The organism is Lacibacter sp. H407 (assembly GCF_037892605.1).
Lineage (GTDB): Bacteria > Bacteroidota > Bacteroidia > Chitinophagales > Chitinophagaceae > Lacibacter.
This window is the reverse complement of the sequence record NZ_JBBKTU010000001.1, coordinates 2,169,950-2,194,435: the sequence shown is the minus strand read 5'-3', so window position 1 is coordinate 2,194,435 and position 24,486 is coordinate 2,169,950. Positions and strand designations below refer to the sequence as shown.

The 24,486-nt window shown below is 40.2% G+C and carries 18 protein-coding genes and 2 rRNA genes; 5 read left to right on the top strand and 15 right to left on the bottom strand.

Features of this window, described 5'->3' with window-relative positions; all coding sequences use genetic code 11:
* Genes WG989_RS09470 through WG989_RS09460 form a run of 3 tightly spaced genes read left to right on the top strand, consistent with a single transcriptional unit; the run spans position 1 to position 4,226 of the window.
* Positions 1-1,635 carry a L,D-transpeptidase family protein gene (locus WG989_RS09470; protein ID WP_340428970.1) on the top strand — a complete coding sequence of 545 codons (1,635 nt, stop codon included), beginning with the start codon at positions 1-3 and terminating at the stop codon, positions 1,633-1,635.
* Positions 1,635-2,510 carry an aldo/keto reductase gene (locus WG989_RS09465; protein ID WP_340428969.1) on the top strand — a complete coding sequence of 292 codons (876 nt, stop codon included), beginning with the start codon at positions 1,635-1,637 and terminating at the stop codon, positions 2,508-2,510. The genes WG989_RS09470 and WG989_RS09465 overlap by 1 nt, the downstream gene beginning before the upstream one ends.
* Positions 2,511-2,570: 60 nt before the next feature.
* Positions 2,571-4,226, top strand: coding sequence for a glycosyltransferase family 39 protein (locus WG989_RS09460; RefSeq protein WP_340428968.1), 1,656 nt, complete (start codon positions 2,571-2,573; stop codon positions 4,224-4,226).
* Positions 4,227-4,229: 3 nt separating this feature from the next.
* On the opposite strand, the gene WG989_RS09455 is transcribed toward WG989_RS09460, so the two are convergent.
* Entirely contained in the window at positions 4,230-4,952 is a 723-nt protein-coding gene (locus WG989_RS09455; RefSeq protein ID WP_340428967.1) for a glycosyltransferase family 2 protein, read from the bottom strand.
* 63 nt (positions 4,953-5,015) lie between these two features.
* Positions 5,016-6,251 (bottom strand): MFS transporter, encoded by a 1,236-nt coding sequence (locus WG989_RS09450; RefSeq protein WP_340428966.1) that lies wholly within the window; start codon positions 6,249-6,251, stop codon positions 5,016-5,018.
* Between the two features lie 251 nt (positions 6,252-6,502).
* On the opposite strand from WG989_RS09450, the gene WG989_RS09445 reads away from it, so the two are divergent.
* Both WG989_RS09445 and WG989_RS09440 read left to right on the top strand, forming a co-directional pair.
* On the top strand, positions 6,503-7,915 hold the full coding sequence (locus WG989_RS09445) for a Gfo/Idh/MocA family protein (protein WP_340428965.1): 1,413 nt from the start codon (positions 6,503-6,505) through the stop codon (positions 7,913-7,915).
* Between the two features lie 93 nt (positions 7,916-8,008).
* Complete coding sequence (locus WG989_RS09440) at positions 8,009-8,560, top strand: hypothetical protein (RefSeq protein ID WP_340428964.1); 552 nt, start codon at positions 8,009-8,011, stop codon at positions 8,558-8,560.
* 123 nt (positions 8,561-8,683) lie between these two features.
* On the opposite strand, the gene WG989_RS09435 is transcribed toward WG989_RS09440, so the two are convergent.
* The 13 genes from WG989_RS09435 to WG989_RS09375 form a co-directional block, all read right to left on the bottom strand.
* Positions 8,684-10,051, bottom strand: a complete 1,368-nt coding sequence (locus WG989_RS09435; protein WP_340428963.1) for a 3-keto-disaccharide hydrolase — start codon at positions 10,049-10,051, stop codon at positions 8,684-8,686.
* Positions 10,052-10,060: 9 nt separating this feature from the next.
* Entirely contained in the window at positions 10,061-11,266 is a 1,206-nt protein-coding gene (locus WG989_RS09430; protein WP_340428962.1) for a Gfo/Idh/MocA family protein, read from the bottom strand.
* A gap of 12 nt (positions 11,267-11,278) precedes the next feature.
* Positions 11,279-12,277 (bottom strand): FAD:protein FMN transferase, encoded by a 999-nt coding sequence (locus WG989_RS09425; protein ID WP_340428961.1) that lies wholly within the window; start codon positions 12,275-12,277, stop codon positions 11,279-11,281.
* A 99-nt stretch (positions 12,278-12,376) separates the two neighbouring features.
* Positions 12,377-13,210: an alpha/beta fold hydrolase gene (locus tag WG989_RS09420; protein WP_340428959.1), complete on the bottom strand. Its 834-nt coding sequence runs from the start codon at positions 13,208-13,210 to the stop codon at positions 12,377-12,379.
* A 149-nt stretch (positions 13,211-13,359) separates the two neighbouring features.
* Positions 13,360-14,190 carry a hypothetical protein gene (locus tag WG989_RS09415; RefSeq protein WP_340428958.1) on the bottom strand — a complete coding sequence of 277 codons (831 nt, stop codon included), beginning with the start codon at positions 14,188-14,190 and terminating at the stop codon, positions 13,360-13,362.
* Between the two features lie 10 nt (positions 14,191-14,200).
* Positions 14,201-15,442: a DUF418 domain-containing protein gene (locus tag WG989_RS09410; RefSeq protein WP_340428957.1), complete on the bottom strand. Its 1,242-nt coding sequence runs from the start codon at positions 15,440-15,442 to the stop codon at positions 14,201-14,203.
* A 1-nt stretch (position 15,443) separates the two neighbouring features.
* Complete coding sequence (locus WG989_RS09405; protein ID WP_340428956.1) at positions 15,444-16,295, bottom strand: amidohydrolase family protein; 852 nt, start codon at positions 16,293-16,295, stop codon at positions 15,444-15,446.
* A 57-nt stretch (positions 16,296-16,352) separates the two neighbouring features.
* The gene (locus WG989_RS09400) at positions 16,353-18,080 is read right to left on the bottom strand and encodes a serine hydrolase domain-containing protein (RefSeq protein ID WP_340428954.1); all 1,728 of its coding nucleotides are present in this window, start codon (positions 18,078-18,080) and stop codon (positions 16,353-16,355) included.
* A gap of 380 nt (positions 18,081-18,460) precedes the next feature.
* Positions 18,461-19,216, bottom strand: coding sequence for a hypothetical protein (locus WG989_RS09395; RefSeq protein ID WP_340428952.1), 756 nt, complete (start codon positions 19,214-19,216; stop codon positions 18,461-18,463).
* A gap of 75 nt (positions 19,217-19,291) precedes the next feature.
* Positions 19,292-20,365: an alpha/beta hydrolase gene (locus tag WG989_RS09390; RefSeq protein WP_340428950.1), complete on the bottom strand. Its 1,074-nt coding sequence runs from the start codon at positions 20,363-20,365 to the stop codon at positions 19,292-19,294.
* 127 nt (positions 20,366-20,492) lie between these two features.
* Entirely contained in the window at positions 20,493-21,161 is a 669-nt protein-coding gene (locus tag WG989_RS09385; protein WP_340428948.1) for a DUF2306 domain-containing protein, read from the bottom strand.
* A gap of 181 nt (positions 21,162-21,342) precedes the next feature.
* Positions 21,343-21,454, bottom strand: a 5S ribosomal RNA gene (rrf, locus tag WG989_RS09380).
* A gap of 57 nt (positions 21,455-21,511) precedes the next feature.
* Positions 21,512-24,387 (bottom strand): 23S ribosomal RNA (locus WG989_RS09375).
* Between the last annotated feature and the right edge of the window lie 99 nt (positions 24,388-24,486).

Genomic DNA, 24,486 nt, shown 5'->3' with positions numbered 1-24,486 from the left:
ATGCCCAACAGAATACTGTCAGCTGCCTGCACTTTACTCGTTCTTCTTTCGATCAACTTCTCCGCTTGTCGTTCAACGAACGGCAAAGAAAAAGAGGTTGCAGTTGATTCTATCCCGAAACCTGCAAATGATATTACCCTGCCTGGTAATTTCAGCAACCAAACAAAACTAAAGTTTGACAGTACTGCTATCCCTACCTTCTTTCAACAATACCCACAACTAAAAGCGTTTGAAAAGGAGCTGCAGGTATTTTACAGAAACCGGAAATTTACATATGCCTGGTTTGATCAGAAAGGCTTGATCGAACAAGCAAGTAATCTCTATAACAGAATTGAAAACATCTCCGACGAAGGAGTACCCGTTCAGTTGTTGTACGAAGATGAATTTCACAAGATGATGGATAACGATTCAACCGAAAATCTCACTGACAAAGCGAACCCAACGGTTGAATTAATGCTTACCGCTCAGTATTTTTTTTATGCGAAGAAAATCTGGACAGGACTTGGAATAAAAGGAATGAAGGAAAGCAATTGGGAACTGCCACGAAAAAAACTAGCGTATGATGCGTTCCTCGACTCATTGCTGGAAGCGCCTTCATCATCATTTATGAAAAACGAACCCGTGTTCCGGCAATATGGTTTGTTGAAATCGTTTTTGAAACAATATCGTTCAATTGAAGAAAGCGGCAAATGGAAAACGATCAAGCCCGATAAGAAAACATACAGACTTGGCGATAGCAGTAAAGTTGTACCAGAGATACGGGAGCATCTTTTTTTATTGGGCGATCTTGCATCGAACAATCAATCGCATTTATTTGATGCAGAACTTGAGATGGCTGTAAAACGTTTTCAACAACGGTATGGAATCAAAGATGATGGTATTGTTGGCCCCGGGATGATCAACGAACTAAACTATCCATTGTCCAAACGTGTAGAACAGATCATTGTGAATATGGAACGCTGCCGGTGGTTACCAGTTGCTTTAAACACCGATTATATTGTTGTAAACATTCCTGAATACAAATTCCATGCATTTGAAAACGATTCGCTTGAATGGAGCATGAATGTGGTGGTTGGTACTGTGTTGAATAAAACAGCCATCTTTAATGGCATGATGAATAACGTAGTATTTAGCCCTTACTGGAATGTGCCAACCAGTATAAAAAATAAAGAAATACTACCGGCCCTCCGTCGTAACAGCAATTATCTTGCACGCAACCACATGGAATGGAATGGAAATAATATCCGTCAAATACCGGGGCCATGGAATGCATTGGGGAAAGTGAAATTTTTATTTCCTAACAGCCACAGCATTTATTTGCACGACACTCCATCAAAATCATTATTCAGTCAGGATAAACGTGCATTCAGTCATGGTTGTATTCGTGTAGAAGATCCAAAACGTTTAGCGATGTATGTGTTACGTCATCAACCCGAATGGACAGAAGCACGAATTGATTCAGCCATGAATGCAGAAAAAGAACTGTATGTGAAAATAGCAAAGCCCATCCCTGTATTTATTGCTTACTTCACTTCGTGGGTTGATCGGGAAGGACGGCTCAACTTCCGTAACGATATTTACAAGCGTGACGGACGACTTGCAGAAATGATCATTGAAAATTCAAAACTGAAATAATGTATTCAAGAATTATTGCGGGTACAATGAAATGGGGAGCATGGGGCGCAAGGTTTGACACTGCGGCCTATGCACAAATGATCAACGATTGCCTGGCAGCCGGCGTTACTTCATTTGACCATGCAGATATTTATGGCGATTATACTACTGAAGAAGAGTTTGGAAAAGTTCTGCAGCAACAACCATCGCTTCGCCAACAAATGCAGTTGATCACAAAATGCGGAATACAGATGGTTTCAGCCAACAGGCCTCATCATAAAATAAAATCGTACGATACATCGTTTGAACACATCATTGCATCGGTTGAAACTTCACTTAAGAATTTAGCCACTGATTATATTGACTGTTTGCTTATTCATCGCCCTGATCCTTTGTTTCATGCAGATGAAGTAGCGAAAGCGTTTGAACAATTAAAGCAGCAAGGGAAAGTATTGGAGTTCGGTGTTTCGAATTTCAGAAAGTGGCAGGTTGATCTGCTCAGAAGTCGTTTCCCTGTTGCAGTGAATCAAGTGGAATGTTCGTTGCTTCATCTGGAACCATTTGGTGATGGCACATTGGATCAATGCCAGCAACACAACATTATCCCGATGGCATGGAGCCCTATGGGGGGTGGCAATTTATTTATTACAGACGATGATGATGAACGGAACAAACGCATCATTGCTGTGGCCAATATTCTTGCTGAAAAATATGTAACAAGTGCTGATATGATCATACTGAGTTGGTTAATGACGCACCCTTCCGGCATTCTTCCGGTACTGGGTACGTCCAGAATTGAACGTATACATGCAGCAGTAGCGGCAAGCACTTTAAAACTTGAACGTGAAGAATGGTTTATGTTGTGGCGGGCAAGTACAGGAAGAGAAGTTGCATAAGTTATATCATCATCAAAAAAACGAATGTAGTTTCGTGCTTTCACCAGGTAATTGTTGTACATGAATAAAACAAACATAGCCGTTCTTTTTGCACTGATCTGTGCCGTTTATTTTATTGGCATTGCTGTTGACACAATGGATGTAGATGCATCGCAATACGCAGCCATGAGCCGTGAAATGAAAGAGAGTGGCAGTTACCTGCAGGTGTATGAGCATGGTAAAGACTATTTAGATAAACCACCGTTTCTCTTTTGGGTATCTGCCATATCAATGAAAATATTTGGTGAGAATAATCTTGGTTATAAATTCCCATCTATTCTCTTTGCCATCTTTGCCGTGTTTGCAACATTTCGTTTTGCAAAACTATTTTACGACAGAACAATTGCTTTATTATCTGCTGCCGTGTTAGCAACCTGTCAGGCAATTTTCCTGATCACCAGCGATATACGTACTGATACCATTTTAATGAGCTGGGTAATTATTGCCATGTGGCAACTGGCAGAATGGTACAAATCAAGAAAACTACTGCATTTTATTTTAGGTGCCGCTGCTATTGGTGCCGGTATGGTCACTAAAGGACCGATCGCACTGTTCGTTCCAATCTTTGCATTCGGCAGTCATTTTATATTGAAACGAGAGTGGAAACAAATTTTACAACCGATCTATTTATTGGGCATAGTAGTAATAGTAATTATGTTGATACCAATGAGTATTGGCTTGTACCAGCAATTCGATCTGCATCCGGAAAAAACCGTGAATGGATTTAAGAATGTATCGGGTTTAAAATTCTTTTACTGGACACAAAGCTTTGGCCGTATTACCGGTGAAAATGTTTGGAATAATAATGCACCTTTCAGCTTCTTATTTGAAAATTTACTGTGGGGCATGTTACCATGGACCTTGTTCTTTGTTGCAGGACTTGTGTACGAGATCATCCGGATCATACGTAATCGTTTTTTTGTTGGCAGGAACGAAGAATTTTTAACAACAGGTGGTTTTATTCTTAGCTATTGTTCATTGGGTATTTCAAAATATCAACTACCGCATTATATCTATGTGGTGTTGCCATTCATCGCCATCATCACAGCAAAAATGATGTACCAATTATTTTGGGAGAACAAACTTCCTTTGCTGCGTACGATTCTAACACCTGTTCAATGGATAGTATGTGCGGCTTTAGTAATTGCTCCGGTAATGATTCTTCTATACAGCTTTCCAACAACATCTGTGTGGCCATGGATCATTCCTGTCATAAGCCTCATTGCAGCAATTGCATTGTTGTTGAATAAACAGGTAAACAAAAAACTCATCGCTATATCGCTTGCATTGATCGTTGGATTAAATGTTTTTCTCAGCTCCTGGTTTTATCCGCAGCTGTTGCAATATCAGTCGGGCAGTGTTGTGGGACGATATATTGTTGAGCAGAAAATTCCTGCCGATAAATTTTTCTTTTACAAGTTTACCGGCAGCGGCAAGTCCATTCACTTTTATGCAAAGCATATTATTGGAACGATCGATTCGCTTGATGCTGCTGTAACAGGAACCTATCTGTACACATCCGATGAAGGACTAAAAGAAATTCAACAAAGCGGAAAACTGCATGTAATAGAAAAAGAAGGACTCGATTATCATGTAACGGCATTAACAGGAAAATTCCTCAACAAGAATACAAGAGAAGAGCAGTGCGGAAAATATTATGTGGTGAAGATGCTGTAAATACTATCGAAATAAATTGTATTTCAGGATGCACCAGATAGCACGGAAACCATCTTTCCAGTTGATCTTCTTTCCTTCGGCATATGTACGTCCGTAATAAGAAATACCAACTTCATAAATACGTATATCCGGCTGGCGTGAAATTTTGGCTGTTACCTCGGGTTCAAAACCGAAACGTGTTTCTTTCAGATCAATTTTCTGAATGATATCACGGCGGAATAATTTATAACAGGTCTCCATATCTGTTAGGTTCAGATTCGTAAACATGTTTGATAATGTGGTAAGTACTTTATTACCGATGCTGTGCCAGAAGAATAAAATACGGTGTGCATTGCCACCCATGAAACGTGAACCATACACCACATCAGCAAAACCATCGAGTACCGGTTTCAGCAACACATTGAACTCCTGTGGATCGTATTCAAGATCGGCATCCTGTATCACCACCAATTCACCCGTAGCTTGCTTAATACCTGTATGTAATGCAGCGCCCTTGCCTTTGTTCACCTCATGATTGTATAACACGATCGGCAACGTTGATTGCTGCATGTAACGTTCAATGGCAGCCTTGGTATCGTCACTGCTGCAATCATTTACAATGATCACTTCCTTTTCAATATTGTTGAGCAATTGCACCGCATTGATCTTATCCAAGATCAGGTGAATTGTTCTTGCTTCATTATAAGCAGGTATTACAATCGAAAGTTTATGAATGGTTGCTGTCATGTAGTTGGTCTGTTCCAATTAAGCTGCAAGATTACAGAATTCCTTGGCTGATTAATGAAAAATCTATGCTTCCTGCAATGGTATTGATGTTTGAGATACCGGCTCATTCTGCATTTTACGAAACAATCTTCTCGCCAGGAAGTAACAGATGAGCAAGATCACAATACTCAGATAACCCAGCCATTCATAACGTAAGATCTTTCCTCCGGTTCCCTGTAACACAACCACACCCGAAATAAAAGAAGCAGATGCCGTTCCCAATTGCTGTACACTACTATTGAAACTCATAAAGCTTCCCCGATGTTGCGGGCTTACCACATTGCTGATCATTGCCTGAGCTGCTACCCCTCTGCCTGTTGCCAATACAAACCAGATGGCGAAGAGAGAAAGCATCGCTGCAACATGAACAGGTGGCAGGTTTGTGATGATCCATACAAAAATAAGAGAACTGAGAACCGATGTAGAAAACACAGTGAGCTTACCATACTTATCCGATAACTTACCTAAAATATTCGCAGCGAAGAAAGATGAGATACCACCAACCAGATAGATCATTGGCGTAACAGCTTTTGAATAGCCATTATTAAACTCCATATAGGGATTGATGAATGGAATAATCAAAAAGTGCCCCATCATCATTAAAAAAGAAAATAATAATGCAAGCCGCTGCGTAGGATTTTGTACTACTACCTGCAACACTTCAAATTTATTTCTGGTTTCATCTCTTTCTTTAATATGCCCACTCATAGCAGGAATATATTTCCAAACCAATGGAATAACGGCAATACCTACAATACCTACTAACAGAAAAGGTGCATGCCAACTGATAATATTGGCAAGATAAAGGGAAAATGGAACACCGAATGTTGAAGCCACTGCAAACGCACTCATGATAGCGCCCATTGCCGCACCTCTTCTTTCGTAAGGAATAATATCTGCTACTATCGACAATACCTGCGCCGCAATTAATCCTCCAAACAAACCTGCCAGTATGCGTGCTGCAAGTAACAACTCATATTTTGGTGCAATACCGCAGGCAACCGTGCCGATCAGGAATCCAATATACCCAAACAGCAATACTTTCTTCCGGTCGAATTGATTTACAAAAAACGCTGCTGTAAAACCGGATATGCCTGCCGTTAAGGTATAAGCCCCCACCAGAAAGGTGAATTGCTGTGGCGTAATTTTAAAATAAGGCATCAGGTAATTTCCCAAGGGCATCATGATCATAAAATCAAGAATGTGGGTGAAATTGATCGATGCCAGCAAAACAATGATCAGCCGTTCATTTTTACTCATACTTGTTCCAACTTTTATTTCCGTTTTGCAGCAGGGGAAGGTGTTCACGGGACATGTCACATATCAGAGTTCAGCGAAGATGATTTCCCGTAGAAGCAGCAAATTTACAGAAAGACGAAACAATGGCGGCTTATCCTTTACACAAGCGGAAAATAGTATGGGCAAACGATTGAGCGTTCGCTTTTCTCAATTTCATTATTACCTATCTTTAAACACAACAATTCCTGTCATACAAACAAATCGATTGTACAATGTCTGGTAACAATTATTCAAGAAGAAAATTTTTAAGAGATGCACTCTTAGCTTCGGCCGCAGCAGCCACTCCCGGTTTACTAATGGGAAGAGGTTTTGGAAGTGCAGATAAAGTAAACCTCGCCTGTATTGGTATTGGCAACCGTGGTGCGGAAATTATAAAAGCTTTATACGATACGGGGTTAGCCAATATCGTTGCGCTTTGCGATGTGGATATGGAAGCGCCTCACACATTGGGTATATTAAAACAGTTTCCGAATGTGCCACGCTTTAAAGACTTCCGCCAGATGTTCGATAAAATGGGCAACCAGATCGAAGCTGTTTCAATTGGTACTCCTGATTTTGCTCACTTCCCAATGACTATGATGGCGATTGGATTAGGCAAGCATGTGTATGTGGAAAAACCGATGGCCAGAACTTTCCAGGAAGTAGAGTTGATGATGAAGGCCGCTGCGAAATATCCGAAAGTTGTAACACAGATGGGCAACCAGGGACATTCAGAAGCAAATTATTTCCAATTCAAAACATGGAAAGAAGCGGGCATTATTAAAGATGTAACAGCGATTACTGCACATATGAACTCTGCAAGGCGTTGGCATGGATGGAATCCAAAGATCACTTCGTTTCCTGCAGCAGAACCTATTCCATCAACACTTGATTGGGATGTTTGGCAAATGCAAACACAAGGTCATCAGTTCAACAAAGATTTTGTGAACGGTCAATGGCGTTGCTGGTTCGACTTTGGTATGGGTGCCTTAGGCGATTGGGGTGCACATATTCTTGACACCGCACATGAGTTCCTTGATCTTGGTCTTCCATATGAAGTTGATCCATTGAGATTGGATGGACATAATAATTTCTTCTACCCAATGTCAACAACACTTTCATTTAAATTTCCAAAACGTGGTGCAATGCCGCCGGTTGAAATAAAATGGTATGATGGCATTGACAATCTTCCTCCAATACCGGCTGGTTATGGTGTGCAAGGTCTTGATCCAAGTATTCCACCACCGAGCACAGGTGCAATGCAACCGGCTAAATTGAATCCCGGTAAAATTATTTACAGCAAGGATCTTACATTCAAAGGTGGATCACATGCAAGTACATTATCAATTATTCCGGAAGAGAAAGCAAAAGAAATGGCGTCGAAGTTGCCAACTGTTCCAACAACTCCATCGAATCACTTTGCAAACTTTTTGAAAGCATGTAAAGGCGAAGAAAAAACAAGATCATCATTTGCAATTGCAGGTCCGTTAAGCCAGGTATTCTGTTTAGGAGTGTTGGCACAATGGACCGGTGAAAAAATTGTGTTCGACAGAACAAAGAAAATTGTTACCAGCAGTAAACGTGCAAATGAATTATTGATTGGTCCACCGCCACGGAAAGGTTGGGAGCAGTATTATAAAGTATAAGTTTCGTTAGATTTGCTGTCAGCACGTTTATCATCTTACCAGATTTGAAAATTAAGTATGTAAACTCTGATTTTTCTGCATCATAACATCACTATGTTACGACTGTTCATGATTTTAATCGTTTTGATTTTTTCACTAGGCACATTTGGACAAACCAATTGTTGTTTAACAGATACAATTTCAACTGGCGGACAAATCTTACAAAGATTAAAAGCAGATGGTATTGCAGGTTTAATAGTTACAAATAAAAATTCAGGAAAAAAATACCAAGGTTATAGAGTTTGCGAACATCATTATCTTCAAATTGACAGCTTAAATGAAATTCTTACTTACTCACAAGTTGACAGCTTACTAAATTGCGAGAATGGGACTTTAAAAACTACCGCTTTTATCTTATTCGCAAAGCGACACAATAACAAAGACAGTGTTATTAAGAAACTAAAAGAAATTCTAAATCAAGAATATATTGTTATGACAACAAGTTGCTCGGACGCAATACAAACTACAAGTTTGGGAAAGTTAAACTATGATCTGTTAATTAAGCCTAATTCCCTTTTTAAGCCAAGTTTTAGATTAACAAAGCAAGATCAAGCACTAATTGAGCTTGATCTTGCTTATTACGAACTACTGATGAAATCAAATTAACGATTGCCAGATACCAACAAAAGGCCTGGCCCTTATCGATAAAAGAAGAAGCCAACTGTAATCAGTTGGCTTCTTCTTTTATGATATGATTCAAAGGACGAGTTACTCATCATTCATCACTCATCATTTCAACTCTCTTATCTTAATGCTCTTAAACCAAACTTCATTGCCATGATCCTGCAACAGAATATGTCCTTTCGGTGCTTCACCAAAATCTTTCCATACTTTGTATTTACTGATGGCAACAAGATCACGAAAAGCTTGTGAACCCCGATCGTATTCCAACACTTTCACACCATTGAGATAATGTTCTACATGATTATTGGGATAAACAATAATTCGTGCGGTGTTCCATTTACCCGGCTGACGAATAAAACGTGTTGTCTTTTGAGCTTTGATTAGATCATATAACGAAGCCAGTGTGCGGTTTCCATCACGCCCCGCTTTTGCATCAGGATGCAGTGTGTCATCCAGCAACTGATACTCTAATCCAATGGCAGAGCCCTGCGTTTGTTCACTGAGGGTAACAAAATATTTCAACCCGCTGTTTGCGCCGGGTGTGAGTTTAAATTCGAAAGAAAGATCGAACGCACTGTACTGTTCTGTTGTAACAATATCACCACCATTGGTTGATTCTCCACCATTGGAAGCTACTACTTTCAAAATGCCCTCTTTTACTTCCCATCCTTTTGCAGGGAATGTGGTTTTGCCTGCCCCTTTCCAACCTTTTGTACTTACGCCATCAAACAATAATTTCCAACCGCTCTGTTCCTCGTAAGGAGTGAGTTTATTTGGAACTAAATTTGAAACATACAAACCTTTCGGGAAAGGCATTGCTTTGATATTCTTTGTTTGTATGCGGATGTTTTTCCAAAACATTTTAATGCCGGCAAGTTCAGGTTTGCCGATAGAATGCACCTGCAGCCCGATGATTCCTTCGTTCTCCGTTAATGTATCAACAAGGTAAGAAACAGGTACACCATCCAACCACGTTTTGGTTGTATTACCAATACATTCGATCCTTACTTTGTGATATACATTCGGTGAAAAAAAGATCTGCCCTTGGGGATTATTGGAAACAGCATACAACCACTCTCTTCTTCCTTCATCATAAATTCCACCACTCCACTTGCGTGATGATGGATCAAAATCGTATTGATAACCGTACACACGACCTTTCCCATTCATGGCCTTGGGATCAAAATTACTTTTGAACTGAACACCTGAGTTAGTGGTTGTATCAGTCATCATCGCTTCCAGTTCCAATACAAAATCGCCGGTAAAGCGTTGATCACTTACTAAAAAAGAATTGGGTGAGCCTGGTATTGTGGTGCCAACAATTTGTCCGTTCTCAACTGCATAGGGTGCAGAGCCCGTCATTTGTTTCCAGCCGTTGAGCGACTTGCCATCAAACAAAGATTGCCAGTTATTGCCTTGCGCAAAGCTGGTGGTTGTGAGCAATAAAAATGTAACAACAAATACTTTTTTCATTTTGATTGTTTATGCGAGATTAAATTCTGGTTTCCACGTTTCAATGGAATGTTTATAGATCGATTGGTTCATCAGGTGCACGCAAAAAGCTGTAGTTGCACCGGTGATCACATTTGATACAGGCTTTGAATTTTCTGTGATGGTTTTATAAAATTCCTGCAAAGCATACCAACTGCCATCTTTTGATTTCTCATTCAAAATAGGAATACCACCTTCTTTTGTCCATTCAATTTTTGTGGCACCGGTAACTCCATCAACTGTTTCCAATTCTTTCTTGGTTTGCTTTTCAGGAAAGAAGACACCATCATCTACCAATAACTGAATAGTTCCTTTTGTGCCTTTCAGTTTAAATAGATAACCATCTTTCTCATTGCCACAAGTAGCACCAAAGTTGCCGATCATGCCGTCTTTATTGTAACGCAAAATAGTTTGCACATTATCGAAGGTTTCTCTTCCGTCTTTATAATAATCAATACCACCTGTTCCAAGCACTTCATCTGGATGTGTATTAAAAGCCCAGTTAATAAAATCTACCTGGTGCGATAATAACTCTGCAGGCAATCCCCCGGAATATTCTTTGTACATGCGCCAGTTCACCTGCCTGTCAGTATACCCTGCAGGCACAGGTCTTCTCCAATTCCAGTTACGATCCCATCTGCAATCGATCTGTGTTACTTTACCGAGATACCCTTTATCGATCATCTCTTTCACTTTAAAATAAAGCGGTGTATAACGATATTGATGACCAACCTGTAACACCTGTTTTGGATATTGCTTCGTCAACTTCACTAATGCAAGTGCCTGCTCCGCATTATACGTCATTGTTTTTTCAAGATATACCTGCTTACCTGCTTTGATGGCCGCTGCTGCAATTTCATAATGATTATGCAGTGGTGTAGCAATGATCACTGCATCAATGGTTTTGTCATCGAGTAGTTTTCGGTAATCATTTTCGTAACGGAGATTATTTTGCTTATCAAGCTTTTTTGCCTGCTCCAGACGAAAAGCCAACACATCACAAACTGCTTTTAATTTAAACTGTGCAGGCATATTATTCAACACATAACCAAGACCAACACCTCTATCGCCACAACCAATAATACCAATGGAAATAATTTTATCTGCAGTTAATGTAGTTGCACCCAGCAATTGCTGATGCAATAAAAAACCGGCTGTAAGCAATCCCGATTGACGGATAAAATTTCTACGTTGCATGAGTAGGCTAAGTTACGGATTCATGAGTTTTAAAAATGCAGAACTTGCCGTGTCTGCGATGTTTCCATTGGCATTCTTATAAACAAAATAAGCAGCAAGGTCTTTTCGGCGCTCAACGAATACTAACGCTTGTTTTAAACCCATCAGCATAAGTGCATTATCATAGGCATCGGCTGTTATTGCATCTTTTGCATAAACAGTTACACTGATCAATTCATTCTTATGCGGATAACCTGTTTTTGGATTGATAAGATGGGTGATCTTTTCACCTTTACTTTCATAATACTTACGGTAGCTGCCCGATGTGGTGATGGCACCTCCATCCAGTTCAATGATCTTTTGCAGCGGATGATTTTCAAACGCATCTTCATTGGGTGATTCGATCCCGATCTTCATTTTTTCACCGGAAGGTTGTTTCCGTCCTTTCATGCTGATTTCACCACCTAACTCAACAATGTAATTTTTTATGCCATACTTTTCCAGCAATCCCGCCAATACATCTACAGAATAGCCTTGTGCAATTCCGTTGAGATCAATTTTTACACAAGGCTTTGCTTTAATCAACCTGTTTCCTTTCAACCGCAACAATTTTGTATTTACACAAGAGAGTATATTTTTAATGGCGGTTGCATCAGGAACAGTGTTTGTTTTTGTAACACCAAAGCCCCATGCGTTCACCAATGGCTGCACGGTGATATCAAACAACCCGTTTGTGGCTTTGTAAGTAGCAATTGATTTTTTTACAACTTCCCGTAAATGGTTGTCAATGGTTATGCCTTTTGCAGAATTATTGAATTGATTGATGCGTGAATAGGGTTTGTATAGAGAAAGTGAACTATCGAGACTCATAAGCACACTGTCAATCACTGATTTTGTAACCGCACTGTCTTCTGCATAATAACTAATAGAATAAGTCGTGCCCTGCGCAGTACCTGTAATAGTATAACGTTTCCATTCAACAGAACGATGCGCACCTAATACCACAATAAACAGAAGAAGAAACAACCGCATAGATCAAATGTACCAAAGAGCTTGTTTGGTAATTGTGAAAAGATAGGAAGAATTTGTAAGGCAGCTATCAAAGTATGCTGCGCAAACGATTACATAATTTTATTTATGGAATGATTGACGGGTAAGCAAAATCGGTATAAATGTCAAATTCATTTTTTCATCCGATCCAACTTCTTTTAATGTTGCTGCTTGTTTGCGAGCCTTAATGTAAAACTGATTTATATGATATTGAATAGCCTTAATAACAGTATCGGGTTGAAACTTTGCCATATGATGTCCGCTGTTGGTAATGATCTCATATTTCAGATTTGGTCTTTTCTTTGCCCATTTCTCCAATTCTTCTATCCATGCTTTATTCATAGGATTAGAAGGATCTCTATCCTGTCCTCCTTCTGCTTTACCAGCGGCTATTAATAATGTTGTTGGAGTTGAATGAAGTTTATCTGATCTTCTTGCCTGATTCATACTTGAATCATACATCCGCATTTCTTCCCTTTCACCCGGCCGGGTTTTACTATTCAATATTTCCTTAATGTATTTTTCATCTTCTTTCATCATCTCAGGAAATTCCTTTTCTAACCGGGCATATACTTCTTCAGGTGCAGGATCAACCAACACCATTCCGATAACATCGTTAGGATAAAGTCCGGCAAACACTCTTACTAATGATCCACCATATGACCACCCGGCGAATATATACGGGGGAAGAATATTGGCTTTTGTCAATGCTTCTTTCAATTCCTTTGTAATGGTGATCGCATCTCTGGGCGATGTACATGTATCAGAATTTAAATAACCGGGGCGGTCGTATGAAACAACTCTGGCAGAGTTTGCTAATTTAGGTTGAACCAATTGCCATGTTCTATGACTGGAGCCGCCTCCTGCTTCTAATATGACTGTTGGTTTACCTTTTCCAGATCCATAGAGTGTCATGACATGATCATGCACTTTTACTTTGATGGTATCAACTTGTTGCGCATTTGAAACACAGGCAAGTAATATACATATGAAAAACAAAGAATTCGACCGACTCATACTCAAGCTTTAAAATGAGAAAATAATTTTCTTTCAAAGGGGACGGTTTATTGTTCAACTAATTCAATCTGCAATCCATCCACCGCTTCAGGCAATATAAAAATACTGTTCGAATGTACATTACCTAAAAGCTTTTTTGATTCGAGAAATACTTTAGCATTCTTAATAGACTCTACTACGATCACAATTTTTGGTATCCGGTTTTTTGCATCTTGTTGTAACCTCAAATCAGGACCTTCACTGAATGAGAATAACCCGGCTTTTTGCTTTTTTACACCGGGCAGCTTTACAAACTGTTCATCATATTTCTTAAACTCAATAGTGCTTACTACAATTTCCTTTAAATAAAGAACTCCTAATTTGCCACCATTGATTTCTTTTAATTTATCTGCTGCTTTTTTTCGGTTGTCGCTAATGCGTTGCCTGTTCTTATAATCACATACAAACAAATTGGCTTCATTCGGCAACAAATCTTTTGGTGTAAACAACGACCAGCCATTTAAAGCACCGGTTGAATCTTTTGACACATTGCTGTTATCAATGGTATCATGTGCAATACTTAGCTGATCAAGTTCCTTTTCAAATTCTTCCATTGAATGGAATGGCTCCAATGCAATTCCATTGAAAGAAGTTGTGTCTGCACCTTTAAACGTTACCAGTTCAAAAACAACATTACCAAGTGTAACTCCGCCACTTGCAAAATCGCCCCAGGATTTATAGGGCCATACCACCGGCAACTCTAACTCTTTTGAAAAAAAATGAAATAATCGCTCTGCCTTGGGAGAGCTGGCAAAGAAATGTTCGATCTTATTTACCTGTGCATTGGTTTTAGCATATATGCTGATAAACGCAATTGTTAATACAAAAAAGAATTTCATAACAAGTAATTTACTTTTTTAATGGCAACCTTTTCCCGTAAGTCAACTGCCGCCATATCCATTCAACAGGACCGTAATTAAAATAACGCATCCACCAATAGCTATAGAAGAGCTGAAAACAATAAAATGCAAAAAAGATTGGCAGATAAAATGTTGGCCCCATTGCTCCACCAAATCCTAATCCAATTCCGTAGAAAAAGAATACCGCAAAGAACGATTGCATTAAATAATTAGTAAGCCCCATCCTTCCGGCTGCTGCCAACGTACTCAATAGTGGTTGCTTATTATTGTTAATCCAAATCAATGCAATGGTTGATGTATACGCAAGACATAAGGGAACAACATTTAATGCATAGCTCAACGTATCCAGTAAACCTGCTGCTTTAGGCAAACGCAGTTGATCGTTCTGAAAATAAGCCAAAGCTATTCTTGTAGGCAGACCAATAAGAAAACCCCAACGTTGTATTTTTTTAAATAACAGTTTGTGTTGTGCCAGTTGAAGATGCATCTGTCTTCTGCCAACATAATAACCTAATAAAAACATGGCTAACACCTTTGGAACACGGTTACTGTCGAGTCGCAGTTGCCAACCCCATAGAAAGCCTGAATGATTCCATCGAAGCATATCGCTATAATGATCATTGACAATCAACCATGTGCCGTAATTACTGGGAACAAGTCCATAGTGTTTGTCGGTAGCTTCTACTTGTACAAGAACCGGGTTGGCGACATTCCATTTTCCGTTACTGATAACTTTAATAAAATCAAAAAGAAGAGGCGATAACAACAATGCCATTACAAGGATAAGAATTGTTTTGTCGCTGCAGTTACGAAACAGCGGCAACAACATGCCGGCAACAGCATAAAAAAAGAGGATATCACCATCCCACAATAAAAAAGAATGTGCAAGACCAAAACAAAGAAGAACAATTAACCTGCGATAAAAAATAATCAATCCATTTCCTTGTTGTTGCCTGCGTGTAAGAATAATAGAAAAGCCAATTCCAAATAGTAAGGAGAATAAGGAGTAAAACTTCCCTTCTACCAATGCCGTTATAAAATAGTGAAGCCAATTATCAACAGCGCTTGTAGTAAAAGCCTTCTGAGTTTCCGGTGTTTGATAAACGTATAACGAAAACACCGCATAGTTGGCAATACCAATACCCAGCAATGCAAAACCACGCAGCATGTCGAGTATGGCAGCTCTTTCGTTTGCTGAAACTGGTATAGCAGTATTGGCCATTGAATTCATGTTAGTTTTTAAAGAATGCTTCAGCATTCAGGTGAAATATCTTTTCTTTCTGTTTTGCTGAAAGAAACTTCAGTTCTTCAACAGCGGCAATACAGGTTTTAATATCTGCATTATCCGATCCAAACAGTAATCTGTCCTCAAACCCTGCATCAATAAATGCCCTCATGATTGATGCAAAATCTTTTGCCGGAATAATGTAGGGGTTATTCAATACTGAAATATCTGTGTAAAGTCCCGGGTATGTCTTCATCATCTCAATACATTCTTTTACAAAAGGTGCTCCACCATGCATGAGCCATACTTTGAGCTTAGGGAATTTAATAAGTGTTTCTTTCAGCAACAAAGGATTACCCATCTCCTCTTTAAAGTTGGGACAACCATGATCAGGGCCGGCAGAACCTGTGTGAATGCCAACAGGCAAATTATATTTTTCAGCTAATGCGTAGTAGGGATACATCAATGAATCAGAAGATGAGATGCCATGATATTGTGTAAGTACTTCACCAATGAAATCAATTTTCTCGTCTTTGATTTGTTGCTCCACCCAGTTTACATCGGGCCATTCTTTCCCATCGTCAAAACACTGTTGCAAACTGTAAGGCACTTTTCCATTTGGGCATGGTACAAATAAACCGTGTGAAATTTTCAAGTCCTTGCTGCTTTGATAAGCTTGTTGTTGTGTCCAGGAAGTGCTGATGACAATTGTGTACACACCATTAATTGCAAGATTGCTAAGTTGTTTTTCCGGCTCAGGATCGCCATGAAGATGCACATCAAAAACCTTCAAGCCACCCCTTTTTTCATTGCATGTAATAAACAAAACGAATCCAATTAACAGTAAGGCGACTTTCATATTACTAATTTTTGGCTTTAGAATTCCAGAGTACCGATCAATCTATTCAAACGCTCATTAACGAACAACTTTCTCAAACCTGTGATGCATCATACGAACATGCTGCATATTGATACCGTCTATTCTTCCATTTTTGTCTTTGGTAAACACAGCAACTACATACCAGCTATCGCCACCAGCTTCCATTTCAAACAGAAATCTGTTTTCGCCATCCGGTACCAATTCTTTATCCGAAATCGTTGGCCGTCTAATGACTAATTGATTGCTTTCATTGAGAACGATCCTGCAATAAAAATCAAGATGCTTACTATGATATTCGCCAGTAAACTGTTTCAGGTATTCTTTTGAAAAGTTAGTGGCCGTATTCACTTTTACTAAATTTATGATACTGCCATCGGTTGGCCAGGCCTGTATTTTCATTGCTGAATCAGGGTGAGGTTTTGTAATTTTTATTATAGTGCCAAAATCAGGATCCTTAAACAAATCTTTTCCAACGGGAATCATTGTGAAATACTCGTTGGAAGTATAATAAAAATGCAGGCTGTCATCTACCTGTTTAATATCACAAAATCTGATATTGGTTAAATGACTGCTGTGTCCAACTGGTCTTTGTTCAAAATAACGGCCGGTATATTTTGCCAGCTCGTTTTTATTTATTGTTACCGGGTTAGTTGATATGAGTGGAGCTGTTATTTTGGAATCAGCTTTTTTGTTCAATAAAATATTAGAGAGGCTCATTACCACACTCATATTTTCAAATGCATTTCCAAAACCAATAATGGTTATTTTTTTGGATGGAATGTGGGTCATATAAAAATCCTCGTTAACACCGCCATGCTTTACGATATCTGTGTTTTCGATTTTATGCCATTCATGACCGAAGACGTAATGAATTTGTGGAGAAAGCACAGGAATCGGTCTTGCATTTCTATACAACCTGCGAAATGCTTTTGCTGCAACAGAAGTAGAGTCCTCCAATGCGATTGCCCATTTTTCCAGATCGGATGCTGTAGTAACGATCCGGTAATTGCCGCCAGGAGAAGTTTTTACACCAACTTGTTTAAAATATTTTTCACTACCATAATATTTATCTGCCAACCCCGGTATGATTTCATCGAGATAATCATTCATAAAGGTTGCGTTCATTCCTGACGGTGCAAACAGTTTCAGTTGCAAATAATCAGGTAAACTTTTTTCGGATGCTTTTTCCATGATCATTCGCAACAACGCAAAGTCTGAATTGGAATACATGTATCCTTTCCCGGGCTCCACCTGTGGTTTGGGTTGATTGTATAACAGGGTTAGCAATTGTTCTTTATCAACCCTGTTATCCATATTTGCCTGCATCAACAACATGGTTGCCCATTCGTCATCAAAGCCACTGCTGTGATTTAACAGGTCCTGTATGGTTACATCAGCACTCCATGCCGGTAGTTTTGGAAAATATTTTTTCACTTTATCATCAAATCGTAACAGCCCTTCTGCTTCCATTAATGCCAATCCTGCACACATAAACTCTCTTGCACCTGAGTAACCAAGCCGAACCGGTGTTTGATGTGTAAAAGCAACCTTATGCTCAAGGTTGGCCATGCCAAAATCTTTACTGGCTATTATTTTACCATCGTGAATAACGGTAACGGATATGCCGGGAGATCTGTCGTTATTGATTCGTTGAAATAATGAATCTATTTTTTGTTCAAGCGTTTGTTTGTCAGGTATTAGTTGTGCCTGTGATTGTACTAAAAATAACACTACAACTAATGAAAGCAATGTTTTCTTTCTCATAATCGTTATTTAGCAATTTGATTATTTATTTGTTCAATCACCATCTCTTTGCCCTTAACATGAATACTGTATATATTCCCCAGCTGTATTTTCCGTTCAGCCGTTGATCAGACGATTCGATTTCTATTCGTTTATATTTCGGCACTACATTCGTGTCTGTAATGCTGTAGTAAAATTCCGAATTATGACCGTAGATAAAATAATCATTATGATATGTGTACCCAACGGCACGCAGAGAAGATTCCATTTCACTAAACTTCTGATTTGTAATTTGTAGACGTACTGATTTTACTTTACGGAATAATTTCGTTTGTGAAGAAGAACCCCGGATACGCATAAACTCCTGCATGCAATTATATTTTTTTGGTTACAATCTGCATTTAAATCGCTTTACTTTTCTTTACTACTCCGGTAGTAAACAATCCAACCAAAAGAACCAAGAAAGCGCCTGTTACAGTCATAACCTTCGGAAGTGTACCTACAAATTCGGTTAGCGGCTGAATAAGGCTGTACTTATGTAACAGTTTACCAATGCTGTCATTGATAACAAAAAAGGAACCCGATAGCAGTATCGGCCAACCATTTCTTCTGTCCTTCAAAAAGAAGAGAAAGCCAATAACTAGAGTAATATACATACCATATCCGATCAGTTGGGGAGCTACGGCGAGGAACAAAAAGAATATACTAATGCCATTCATCAGAACAATTGTACTGAAAAGAAAAGCTCCGTGGATCTTTCTTCTTTTTTTCAAGATAAATGCCATTAAAATGATGAAGCCCAATTCTATTGTTCCAAATACATTTTGCACGATCAAAAAATCTCCTTGCCCGGAAACCAGGCCTTTATGAGCTGAATGAATGGCCAAGAGTACGGCGTGCGCAAATAGCATAGGGCCAAAAAATAAAATGGAGAACCCAACCCTTTGGTGTTTTGCGCCTTGATTACTTCCGATAAGGCTGAGCTGGTACAGCATCAGAAACAACCAGCTGAAATTAACGATCACATGAAGCGCTTGATACGGTGTGGGTTTTGCATCAGTTCCCAAAAAGATATTCCAAAACCCTGAAACGGTTAATGCTATTGTAATGATAATGAGCAGGTATTCAAAAATGTATTTTTTAATATTGATCATCATTCTGTTTTGTTTTAAGATTTGTTATTCACTAAAAAGTTTATACACTTATAAGGTCTTAAATCCTTTTAGGATAGTTTATTTGACATAGAGGTATTTATCAAAAAATGGAAGTAACTCATTAAATATCCGTCCATCAAAACCACCAAGCATGTTTCCATGATCGCCAATATATTCTTCAGCAAAATGTTTAATGCGGTAGGCTTCCAGTTTCTTACTGAATTCTAAACTTGTGTAAGGGATATGAGAAAACTCTTCATTACGCCCCCAATCTAATTTCAACGCAGTAAGGCTGCGTAACTGTGGCAGATAATGATCGATCATATAAAATGGAAATTGTGCTTCCCATTCAGTGATCACGTTCGGGTGATAAACCGCACTGTCCTTAACATACGAAACAGGAAAATCTGCAAGCAATTCTTTTTTTGTTGTATTGGCCGAATACACCCTTGCCATAGCAGTGAGTACTGCGGCAAAAAATGCATTGAAATCGCCGGTCTGATCAAATTCATTCAACCCTTTTATAATTGCATCTTCGTTATTTAATTTGCTGATCTGTTTGAACCCACCACTCCTTAAGGTAAAATCTCCATACCAATTCAATACTGCCGGACTAAGTGCATATACCGCACTGAATGTATCTGCAAATTGCATCCCTAATTTTAAAGCACCATTACCTCCCATTGAATGCCCGCAGAGTCCACGGCTTTTGCGATCAGGTATTGTTCTGAAATTTTTATCCATGTATTGCACCACATCTTTTGCAATATAATCGGCCCAGTTACCTGTAACAGAAGAGTTGGTATAAAAACTTCCCTGCAGTTTTGTATTGCTGTTTGGTGCCACTACAATCATGGGACGCATCTTTCCCGTTTTAATCGCTTCATCAAGTAGTTTTTTAAAATTGATCCATACGCCCATCATTACACTATCGGTTCCGCCATAGCCATGCAACACATAAATAACCGGGTAACGTTGTGTTCCTTGTTCATAATCGGGAGGCAGATATACCGTTAGCTGACGCAAAGGATCTTCGCCTGCTTTATTATTTTGCAAAGAAGCAGCCGTGAACTCACGCCTCAGCAATTTCCCTTGGGCAATACTGGTTGTTGATATAATCAGCAACAGCAAGCCAACTAGAATTTTTCTCATGTTGATATTTTGTATTGATGATGAGAATAAGATCAGAAACGCTTTCATATTTCCAGGTTTAAGTATCCGATTGAATTACTTATCAACCACATTTTTTTATGTTAATTGCGATACTAAATCAGTTGATTTATTCATGATGGTTTGCTTTGGAATGTTCCTCTTTGCTTTTAAATGTATAGGCTACCGATGGCCACCATATCATGAGGATCTCAACCACAATCAATGGCACAAACGAAAAGAAATATTCATTCACTACTCTTCTGAAAGTGGAATCATTTATTTCTCCAAATAAGAAGTTTAGAGAGAACATATCATCGATCCTCACCGCTACAAAAGCAATCACACATACATAACTCCGCACCATCATTTGCCGGTGGACTTTCGTATTCCTTGTTTTAATGGCTCTCCATGCAAACCAAGTGCTGAGTACAGCAAATACAGTCAATAAAAAAAGTGAGATGCGGCAGGGTACACAACTGCTGATCAACGAGAGTCTTCCTGCTGAAATACCAATCAATGCAATTCCTGCCATATAAATTTTGCCAGACAATCGATGAAAGGAAACAAATCGCTTACGCATAAATGGCCAGAACTGCATGGGGCCTAATAGCAACGCCATGCTTCCGCCAATCATATGCATTACTACCCATAGTTGATTATGAAATAATGTCTCTCCAAACATGCGGCTTCGATAACCGTAGAAATAGGCAATTACATTGTCAAAAAAGAAGTAAAGAGAAAGGGAGATAACAGACGACCATAATGTAACTAAAGCAATTGATCGAAACGTAAACATAAGCGGTTGGTTGGTCTTGGAATATACAGCAGTTTTTCTGCAAGTACAAAATTCCGCCAATTATACCAACCATAAAATCACCAATATGGGCGCTACAAGCCAAGCTTGAAGAAAGAAAAAATAGTGAAAAGTAATTCTGGAAAACAAAAAAGCCCCTCAGTAAACTGAAGGGCTTAAATAAATATGGCAGCTACCTACTCTCCCGCATTGTTGTGCAGTACCATCGGCCATGAAGGGCTTAACTTCTCTGTTCGGTATGGGAAGAGGTGAACACCTTCGGCAAAACCACCATAAAATCTTAAATAATATAACATATTGGGAAGTTGTAATTGCAAGTAGCAATTTAAAAAAAATTAAAGCTTACGGGTAATTAGTACTACTCGACTTTACTGTTACCAGTTTTACATCTGTAGCCTATCAACGTCATCGTCTTTGACGGCCCTTAAAAGTAAACTCATCTTAAGGAAGGTTTCACGCTTAGATGCTTTCAGCGTTTATCCTGGCCACACGTAGCTACTCTGCATTGCACCTGGCGGCACAACAGATACACCAGCGGTGTGTACGACCCGGTCCTCTCGTACTAAGGTCATGTCCTTTCAATTTACTAACGCCCACCACAGATAGGGACCGAACTGTCTTGCGACGTTCTGAACCCAGTTCACGTGCCACTTTAATCGGCGAACAGCCGAACCCTTGGGACCTTCTCCAGCCCCAGGATGTGACGAACCGACATCGAGGTGCCAAACCTCCCCGTCGATATGAGCTCTTGGGGGAGATCAGCCTGTTATCCCCGGAGTACCTTTTATCCTTTGAGCGACGGCCCTTCCATGCAGAACCGCCGGATCACTTTAGCCAGCTTTCGCTCCTGCTCGGCCTGTATGCCTCACAGTCAAGCACCCTTATACTAATGCGCTCTTCGTACGATTACCAACCGTACTGAGGGTACCTTTGCAAGCCTCCGTTACTTTTTAGGAGGCGACCACCCCAGTCAAACTACCCACCATGCACTGTCTCCCGTTAGGGATTAGATTCTAAATCAAAGAAGGTTGGTATTTCAACGACCGCTCCACAACTGCTGGCGCAGCTGCTTCAAAGCGTCCCAACTATTCTACACATCCGTAATTCAAAATCAATGCAAAGTTGTAGTGAAGGTTCACGGGGTCTTTCCGTCCCGTGGCGGGTAACCGGCATCTTCACCGATACTACAATTTCACCGGGCTCATGGAGGAGACAGTGTTCAACTCATTAGACCATTCGTGCAGGTCGGAACTTACCCGACAAGGAATTTCGCTACCTTAGGACCGTTATAGTTACGGCCGCCGTTTACTGGGGCTTCAGTCAGAAGCTTTGGCTTGCGCCGAACATCCTTCCTTAACCTTCCAGCACCGGGCAGGTATCAGGCTCTATACGTCATCTTTCGATTTTGCAGGGCCCTGTGTTTTTGCTAAACAGTTGGTTGAACCATTTTACTGAGACCATCCGAAGATGGTACGCTTTATCCCGAAGTTACAGCGTCAATTTGCCTAGTTCCTTCTCCATGGCTCACCCGAGCGCCTTAGAATATTCATCTCGTCCACCTGTGTCGGATTACGGTACGGGTTGCTTAAGCCTAACCTTAGAAGTTTTTCTCGGAGGTCTGATTAGGATCACTATCCACGCAGCCGAAGCTTTGCGGTACTATCACGTTCGACATTCTCTGCGGATTTACCTGCAAAAAATATATCTACACGCTTTAACGGACACTTCCGTACGTCCGCGGATCTTTCACTACCCCGTCACTCCATCGAAACAAAAGCAAGTGTTGGAATATTAACCAACTTTCCATCAGGTGCGCCTTTCGGCTTTCCCTAAGGACCCGACTAACCCTGATCTGATTAACATTGATCAGGAAACCTTGGACTTTCGGCGAAGTAGTTTTTCACTACTTTTATCGCTACTCATTCCTACATTTTCTTTTGAAATCGCTCCAGCATCCATCACCAGACACCTTCGCAGCAGATTTCAATGCTCCCCTACCAATTGTACAAGTACAATTTTAGAACTTCGGTTCGTAGTTTGATGCCCGATCATTTTCCGCGCAAGACCTCTCGACCAGTGAGCTGTTACGCACTCTTTAAATGAATTGCTGCTTCCAAGCAAACATCCTGGCTGTTATAGAAGTCTCACCTCGTTTGTTCAACTTAACTACGTATTAGGGACCTTAGTTGCTAATCTGGGTTATTTCCCTCTCGGCCACGGACCTTAGCGCCCGCAGCCTCACTCCCGGAGATATGTGTTAGCATTCGGAGTTTGTCAGGGTTTGGTAGGCGGTGAAGCCCCCTAGCCCAATCAGTAGCTCTACCTCTAACACACTTCTTAAATCCGAGGCTGTTCCTAAAAACATTTCGGGGAGAACGAGCTATCTCTCAGTTTGATTGGCCTTTCACCCCTATCCACAGGTCATCCCAGAGCTTTTCAACGCTCATGAGTTCGGTCCTCCATTCTGTGTTACCAGAACTTCAACCTGCCCATGGATAGATCACAAAGTTTCGCGTCTACCCCCACTGACTAAGCGCCCTATTCGGACTCGCTTTCGCTTCGGCTCCGTTACTTAAGAACTTAACCTCGCCAGTGAGGAGTAACTCGTAGGATCATTATGCAAAAGGCACGCCGTCATCCATTGCTGGACTCCGACCGCTTGTAGGCGTACGGTTTCAGGTACTATTTCACTCCCCTGTTTCGGGGTACTTTTCACCTTTCCCTTACGGTACTGGTTCACTATCGGTGTCTGAGGAGTATTTAGCCTTACCGGATGGTGCCGGCAGATTCAGGCAGGATTCCTCCGGTCCCGCCTTACTCAGGATACTGCTCGTCCTTCTCAATTTCTATCTACAGGGCTATCACCTGCTATGGCCCAACTTTCCAGAAGGTTCAATTTGATGAGAATTTCTAAATGCAGTCCTACAACCCTCAAGCGGCACGCCGCTCAAGTTTGGGCTCTTCCCGTTTCGCTCGCCACTACTCAGGGAATCATTGTTATTTTCTTTTCCTCTCCCTACTTAGATGTTTCAGTTCAGGAGGTTGGCTTCCTTTCGGATAACACACCTTCAGTGTGCTGGGTTTTCCCATTCGGAAATCTTCGGATATAATGCTTGTGTGCAGCTCCCCGAAGCTTATCGCAGCTTACCACGTCCTTCATCGCCTCTCAGACCCTAGGCATCCACCATACGCCCTTATTCGCTTTAAAAGAGTTATTACTAAAATCGCCTTACTAAACAATTACAACTTGTTTTATCCCAATATGTCAAAGAACTTAATCAATCAAACTCACGTTCAAATGAAAAGC

What these genes read in the sequence shown, in the direction of transcription:
- WG989_RS09400 (WP_340428954.1), bottom strand. Translation starts at nt 18,080, where the DNA reads ATGAGAAAGAAAACATTGCTTTCATTAGTTGTAGTGTTATTTTTAGTA.
- WG989_RS09460 (WP_340428968.1), top strand. Translation starts at nt 2,571, where the DNA reads ATGAATAAAACAAACATAGCCGTTCTTTTTGCACTGATCTGTGCCGTT.
- WG989_RS09465 (WP_340428969.1), top strand. Translation starts at nt 1,635, where the DNA reads ATGTATTCAAGAATTATTGCGGGTACAATGAAATGGGGAGCATGGGGC.
- WG989_RS09445 (WP_340428965.1), top strand. Translation starts at nt 6,503, where the DNA reads ATGTCTGGTAACAATTATTCAAGAAGAAAATTTTTAAGAGATGCACTC.
- WG989_RS09470 (WP_340428970.1), top strand. Translation starts at nt 1, where the DNA reads ATGCCCAACAGAATACTGTCAGCTGCCTGCACTTTACTCGTTCTTCTT.
- WG989_RS09450 (WP_340428966.1), bottom strand. Translation starts at nt 6,251, where the DNA reads ATGAGTAAAAATGAACGGCTGATCATTGTTTTGCTGGCATCGATCAAT.
- WG989_RS09390 (WP_340428950.1), bottom strand. Translation starts at nt 20,365, where the DNA reads ATGAGAAAAATTCTAGTTGGCTTGCTGTTGCTGATTATATCAACAACC.
- WG989_RS09415 (WP_340428958.1), bottom strand. Translation starts at nt 14,190, where the DNA reads ATGAAATTCTTTTTTGTATTAACAATTGCGTTTATCAGCATATATGCT.
- WG989_RS09425 (WP_340428961.1), bottom strand. Translation starts at nt 12,277, where the DNA reads ATGCGGTTGTTTCTTCTTCTGTTTATTGTGGTATTAGGTGCGCATCGT.
- WG989_RS09395 (WP_340428952.1), bottom strand. Translation starts at nt 19,216, where the DNA reads ATGATGATCAATATTAAAAAATACATTTTTGAATACCTGCTCATTATC.
- WG989_RS09455 (WP_340428967.1), bottom strand. Translation starts at nt 4,952, where the DNA reads ATGACAGCAACCATTCATAAACTTTCGATTGTAATACCTGCTTATAAT.
- WG989_RS09410 (WP_340428957.1), bottom strand. Translation starts at nt 15,442, where the DNA reads ATGAATTCAATGGCCAATACTGCTATACCAGTTTCAGCAAACGAAAGA.
- WG989_RS09440 (WP_340428964.1), top strand. Translation starts at nt 8,009, where the DNA reads ATGTTACGACTGTTCATGATTTTAATCGTTTTGATTTTTTCACTAGGC.
- WG989_RS09420 (WP_340428959.1), bottom strand. Translation starts at nt 13,210, where the DNA reads ATGACACTCTATGGATCTGGAAAAGGTAAACCAACAGTCATATTAGAA.
- WG989_RS09430 (WP_340428962.1), bottom strand. Translation starts at nt 11,266, where the DNA reads ATGCAACGTAGAAATTTTATCCGTCAATCGGGATTGCTTACAGCCGGT.
- WG989_RS09405 (WP_340428956.1), bottom strand. Translation starts at nt 16,295, where the DNA reads ATGAAAGTCGCCTTACTGTTAATTGGATTCGTTTTGTTTATTACATGC.
- WG989_RS09385 (WP_340428948.1), bottom strand. Translation starts at nt 21,161, where the DNA reads ATGTTTACGTTTCGATCAATTGCTTTAGTTACATTATGGTCGTCTGTT.
- WG989_RS09435 (WP_340428963.1), bottom strand. Translation starts at nt 10,051, where the DNA reads ATGAAAAAAGTATTTGTTGTTACATTTTTATTGCTCACAACCACCAGC.